This is a genomic window from Acetobacter sp. P1H12_c (genome assembly GCF_018811975.1).
Lineage (GTDB): Bacteria > Pseudomonadota > Alphaproteobacteria > Acetobacterales > Acetobacteraceae > Acetobacter > Acetobacter persici.
In genome coordinates this window covers 1-5,713 of record NZ_JACRVR010000063.1, presented here as the reverse complement: position 1 = coordinate 5,713, position 5,713 = coordinate 1, and the positions used below count along the sequence as shown (strand labels likewise).

Sequence of the window (5,713 nt, the reverse complement as noted above, 5' to 3'; positions counted from 1 at the left end):
CGTTAATCCGCTCCAGGAGGAGAAAGCGGCGCATATTATAGACGATATTGGCCAGCCCGATCCTCATGGTGGCCCGCGTTATGCCTACGGTTCGGACGAACAGTCCCGTCTGTGATTTCTGATCGGCAAAGACATGCTCAACGCGAGATCTGATCACCGACTTCCCTGCGTTGGATCTCTGGATATGGCGGGGCATAGGCCTGAGATGCGGCTTTTTCCTGTGAACCTTGGAGACAAAGCCCTGCTTTTCCATGAAGGCCTCATTGGCTTTTGAGCGGTAGGCTGTGTCTGCCCAGACCGTTGAGGCTGTATTGCTTTTATCAAGTGAGCCCTCTCTCAATCGCGCACCGTCACTGGCGGCGGCATCTGTCGTCTTCCATTTGCGGATCAGCCGAAATTTCCGATCGATAGAGATGTGCGACTTGTAACCAAAAAACGGGATGGCCAGATCCGTTGCGGGTGACGTGCCCCCCTTTTTGTATCCACTCAAAAGGAGAGTTCCCGTTTTTTATGGCTTGGGGTTGATGGGATGACAAGGGTCTCGGGGGCATGCCCCCGAGACCCTTGTCTGGCGATCTGATCCGGTGTCCTACCATCCAGTTGGGAATGGGGACGCACCGTATTGTAGTCTTCCCGCCAGTCAGCCAGAACCTGTCGGGCATGGCTGAGGGAGGTGAACAGCGTCTCGTTGAGGCATTCATCCCTCAACCGGCCGTTGAAACTTTCGACAAACCCGTTCTGCTGCGGTTTCCCCGGAGCGATATAATGCCATTCGACCTTCATCTCATCGGCCCATTTCAGGATGGCATGGGATGTGAATTCTGTCCCGTTGTCGCTGACAATCATGAGGGGTTTGCCATGGCGTTCTACCAGGGCCGTCAGTTCCCGCGCCACACGTCCCCCTGACAAGGACGTGTCGGCAACCAATGCCAGGTTCTTGCGACTGAAATCGTCGATAACAGCCAGAATACGGAACCGGCGGCCACAGATCAGGGCATCCGAGACAAAATCCAGGCTCCAGCGCTGCCCGGGTTCCTGAGGGATGGTCATGGGAGAGCGCGTCCCCAGTGCCCGCTTGCGGCCACCCCGATGGCGGACTTTCAGCCCTTCCTTCTGGTAAAGGCGGAACAGCTTCTTGTGATTGGGGCTGAATCCTTCCCGCGCCAGAAGATAACCCAGGCGGCGATAGCCAAAGCGGCGTCGTTGGTCCGCCAGTTCCCGCAGGCGCTGGCGCAGGGCAGCATCGTCCGTTCCAGTAGAAACATACCGCGCGACACGCCTGGCAACACCAACAAGCGCACAGGCACGGCGTTCACTCAGGGCCAGAGCTTCCTGTATGTGCCGGACCGCCTGCCGTTTCGCGACAGGCGTCACCACTTTTTTCCAACGATTTCCTTCAGGGCCGCATTATCCAGCATGGCATCCGCCAGAAGACGTTTCAGGCGGATGTTTTCATCTTCCAGCGCCTTCAGCCGTTTGGCCTCCGATATTTCAAGACCACCATAGCGGGTCTTCCATTTGTAAAACGTCGCGTCACTGATCCCGTGTTTGCGGCAAAGATCAGAGACCTTCAGTCCAGCCTCCTGTTCCTTCAGGATCCCTATGATCTGTTCTTCCGTAAAGCGACTGCGTTTCATCCGTCCGTATCCTTCTCGATCGGACTCTACTTTTAAATGGTTACATTTTCGGGGGGCACGTCACGGGCATACTCTCGTCTTCCTGTCGCTTCGCTTTCGTGAATTTCAAGGTCCAGCGCGCAGGCCTGTCCTTGTGGGACAGCTTTGCCGGTTTATCCTGCCAGTCCTGTGGGATCCGTCCTTCCCGCAGATCAGTCTTTTCATCGTTGGTATTGCGCTGCTTCGGAGCCGCTACCAGCGTGGCATCCAGGATTTGGCCTGACATCGGCAGATAACCAGCGTTACGCAGGATCGCATCAAAGCGGTTGAACAAAATATCAATTGCTCCCGCCTGTGCCAGACGTTCCCTGAACAGCCAGATGGTTTGGCATCAGGCACACGGTCCGACAGCCCCAGACCAAGAAAGCGCATGAAGGAGAGACGGTCGTTGATCAGGTATTCTGTCCGTTCGTCGGACAGAGTGTTCAGCGTCTGGATGACCAGAATTTTGAACATCAGCACCGGATCAAACGGCGGACGACCGTCTTTACTGCCGTCTGCATAGGTCAGCGCTTTATCCAGATCAGGACGAAATGCTTCGAAATTCACAGTCCGGGAAAAGGCTTCGAGCTGATCACCAAGCCCGCTCAAACGAGAAAGCCGCTCTTCAACATCAAAGAAACCGGGCTGTTTCATGTCGCCGCTCCTCCAATCAAAACCGGAGAAATGGAATCACAGAGAGGGCCTCAAAACCAAGAGGGTTTTCGAACCCTCCACGTTGAAGGGACGCGCTAGAGGATCGAAGAATGTTTCGAGACGGCCAAAAACGAATTTGGTCTTGATCATAACGAGACCCGCTCCTGGCATGGTTGGCATCGGCATGTCTCTCTGGTCATGCTGGCCTATGCCGTCATGGCAAGTGTCCGGTATCAGGCAAACTCATTGAAACCGAAAAAAACACAACGCAGAACACGATAATCGTCGTCCGCTGGTCCATTCAGGAAATCAGGCGCCTCGTCGTAAAACTTACACAACGCATACTATCCGTCCTTCACATCCTCAGATGGTCCGTCTTTCGACGAACACATCAGGCCAGCGCTATCCGCGCTCACTCACAACACAAAATGCAACTGTAGTGCATAGGTGGTTGTGATGGCTCAGTCATCATTAACAGAGACGATTTCTGCCGGGACTGTGATATCTTGCGAACCTTGCTTGTGTGGGGATTTTACGCTATATTTTTGCCGGAACCAAGAGAATTTCGCAAAGTATATAGAATATACAACATATGATACTAAGGATTTTGTCGTGACTCGCGATTGTATCGTTATACCAGTTCACCTTCCAAAAGCGAATTGGCTGATTTCTTTTTTATCTTCGATTGAGGCGCAGGGAGGATACGATAATTTTGAAATTATTCTGGGCGCATCAAATGAACATGAATATAGAATGTTCGCAAGAATGATTCCTGCAATACATAAGAAATTAAAAGTTAAATATGTCAACATAGAAGGGTTCATAAAGAGCAAACTAAAGTCTGATTTGCTTACGCAACGATTTATTGCTAATACTGACCGTTGTATAGTGAATGTAAAGAAGTTTATCCTCCTGATTTGGGCTTTGGAGCACGGATACCACGGCATAATGAGCCTTGATGCGGATACAGCAGCATCCAAGTCTCTCGTGTCTCTTTTTAGTTCTCTCAGATTAAATTACAGAAAAAATATTTATATAGGAACATCTTACGAGCGAGGGGATATTACTACAATCGCTGACGATTGCCGACGCCACTTTGGTGATAAGGCGAAAGATATCTTCCAGTCATCGGACGGAAAGATTGTTTATACGTGGTTCTTTGACGCGCCTTTTTATGAATCTACGGATTTGGCAGAGTTTTTTGATAGAATGAGCCAAATTCATGGCTCCCTTGTGAAATGGCTAATGACAATTAGGTATGAGGATTTCGAGCACACGATATTTCAATACTGGCGCGCTATTGAAAAGGGATCGGTATTTTTTGATACGCAATCTTTCACCCATAATTTTCTACCAGAAAGTTACCTCTATTCACATTTAGCGACGATATACGATGCCACGATGTATTGCCCAACATGGATTTATACGTGGGAGTTCCTTCACCAGCCCGACATCCTAGCGGCTTTGCCGGACGTTCATATGCTTAGTCATTTTGATCGCATGGGGTTGTACTTATGATCCGCTCCATCGCAGCGATAAGCGCTTGCTGGGTGAGTTCCATGGCTGCGCAGGCAAAGAGTATCGTATGGTCCTCCCATTGGGAACGCATAACAGTTTTGTCCGGTCAACCTAGAGGGTTCGAAAATCCTTTTACTGACTGTTCTTGTGCCTGATTTTCGCTCTGCGATTTGAGCAGAGCGAGGTGGACATCTCCAAAAACTCCTTGGTTTGAGAGGGCGGATATGATTCTCTTTATTCCTGTCTACTGATGGGATTTAGCGATGAAACAGCCGGGATTTTTCGATATTGATGATCGTCTGAAGGCGCTGTCGGCCAAGGGCGATGTCTTGGAGAAGCTCAGTGGTCTTGTTGATTTCGAACAGTTCCGCTCTTTGCTGACGCAGGCGATCCCGCGTTCGGATGGCAGCAGAAGAGGCCGTCCTGCCTATGATCTGGTTTTCATGTTCAAGGTCCTGATCCTGCAGGCAAGCCATTCTCTTTCTGACTAACGCACGGAATTTCTGATCAACGACCGCCTGTTCGTCATGCGCTTTCTTGGTCTGGGGCTGTCTGACCGCGTGACTGATGCTAGAGCGGTTCCACTTTAATCTGGCTCATATCCTGCGGCTGTAAAGAAACTGGCGCATTGGCTGGGAGTGAAAGCCGGAAGCAGCGCGCCGACGGTATCCCACAGAGCACCGACAGTCCGTTCGGCTCTGGCGCGCAGCAAGGCCTTGAGTTTTGAGAAGGCCATCTCGATGGGATTAAAGTCCGGGCTGTATGGCGGCAGGAACATCAGTTCCGCCCCTGCCTGCTCAATGGCCTTCTGTATCGCCGGCAGCTTATGCGCCGGAAGATTGTCCATCACGACGATATCGCCCGATTTCAGTGTCGGGATGAGAACCCGTTCGACATAGACCTGAAAGATCCTGCCGTTCATGGCGCCCTCATGCACGAAGGGCGCGGTCAGGCCTGTCAGACGCAGCCCCCCGGTGAAAGTCGTGGTTTTCCAGTGACCGTGCGGCACACCGGCGCGGCAGCGTTCCCCGCGCGAGGCGCGTCCGCGCAGACGGGTCATCTTCGTGGAGAGGCCGGTTTCGTCAATGAACACCAGACGCTTCGGATCGAGGTCAGGCTGGAGATCAAACCAGTCCTGTCGTCGTTTCAGGACGTCTTCAGGCTCCTGCTCCAGTGCATGAGCGGTCTTTTTTTGAATGTCCATCCGTGTTGCCGCAACCAGCGACTGAGCATGCTGCGACCGATCCCGACGGCCCGTTCGCTTTCCAGACGCGCCATCATTTCGTGAAGCGTGATGTCTTTCTGCGCTTCAATCATGCCGGCAATGAACGCTTCATGCGCGTCCAGCCGTGATCCGCGTGGTTTGCCCTGGCGACGGGGCGTCCGCTCGCCGCTCTCACGTTCCCGACGCAGCCAGCGGATCGCCGTCGAAATCCCAACACCGAACCGTGCCGCAAGCGAGCGAGCTGACGCTCCCCCAACTCCAGCTTCTAGAACCCGCTTCCGAAGATCATCACTCAATGCTCGTGCCATCACCATCTCCATCAATGGAAACGGTGAATCACAAGACGCCTTCACTGTCACCTCTCGATTCAGGGTTCAGTGGAACTGCTCTAGGACCGTCTGGCTGTTCCGGGAACGTCTGACACAAGCGCGAGCAATTGATGTTTTGTTCAACGCTTTGATGCGACCCTGCGGAATGCCGGTTATCTCCCCATGTCAGGCCAGATCCTGGACGCGACACTGGTAGCGGCCCCAAAGCAGCGTAATACCAATGAGGAGAAGGCCGATCTGCAGGACGGACGGATCCCACAGGATTGGCAGGACAAGCCGTCAAAGCTGCCCCATAAAGATTCAAAGCTGCCCCATAAAGATCGTCATGC

General features: G+C 52.6%; 3 protein-coding genes and 5 pseudogenes. 4 read left to right on the top strand and 4 right to left on the bottom strand.

Features of this window, described 5'->3' with window-relative positions; translation table 11 throughout:
* The 3 genes and pseudogenes from KP699_RS15680 to KP699_RS15670 all read right to left on the bottom strand — a co-directional run.
* Positions 1-451: pseudogene (locus tag KP699_RS15680) on the bottom strand (transposase); the annotation flags it as partial.
* Positions 452-486: 35 nt separating this feature from the next.
* Positions 487-1,637, bottom strand: a protein-coding gene (locus KP699_RS15675; RefSeq protein WP_252347143.1) for an IS3 family transposase whose coding sequence is annotated in 2 segments (ribosomal slippage) — positions 487-1,379 and positions 1,379-1,637 — 1,152 coding nt in all. Because the reading frame shifts where the segments join, the coding sequence is not laid out codon by codon here.
* A gap of 76 nt (positions 1,638-1,713) precedes the next feature.
* A pseudogene (locus KP699_RS15670) lies at positions 1,714-2,312 on the bottom strand (transposase); the annotation flags it as partial.
* A gap of 102 nt (positions 2,313-2,414) precedes the next feature.
* On the opposite strand from KP699_RS15670, the pseudogene KP699_RS15665 reads away from it, so the two are divergent.
* From KP699_RS15665 to KP699_RS15655, 3 genes and pseudogenes are all read left to right on the top strand, one after another.
* Positions 2,415-2,594 (top strand): annotated as a pseudogene (locus KP699_RS15665) (IS701 family transposase); the annotation flags it as partial.
* A gap of 330 nt (positions 2,595-2,924) precedes the next feature.
* Positions 2,925-3,830, top strand: a complete 906-nt coding sequence (locus tag KP699_RS15660) for a hypothetical protein (protein ID WP_215763276.1) — start codon at positions 2,925-2,927, stop codon at positions 3,828-3,830.
* Between the two features lie 263 nt (positions 3,831-4,093).
* A pseudogene (locus KP699_RS15655) lies at positions 4,094-4,411 on the top strand (transposase); the annotation flags it as partial.
* Positions 4,412-4,416: 5 nt separating this feature from the next.
* On the opposite strand, the gene KP699_RS15650 reads toward KP699_RS15655, so the two are convergent.
* A protein-coding gene (locus KP699_RS15650; RefSeq protein ID WP_374196966.1) for an IS630 family transposase occupies positions 4,417-5,363 on the bottom strand; the annotation gives its coding sequence in 2 pieces (ribosomal slippage) (positions 4,417-5,027 and positions 5,027-5,363; 948 coding nt in all).
* 85 nt (positions 5,364-5,448) lie between these two features.
* Here KP699_RS15650 and KP699_RS15645 point away from each other — a divergent pair.
* Positions 5,449-5,713 (top strand): annotated as a pseudogene (locus KP699_RS15645) (IS5/IS1182 family transposase); the annotation flags it as partial.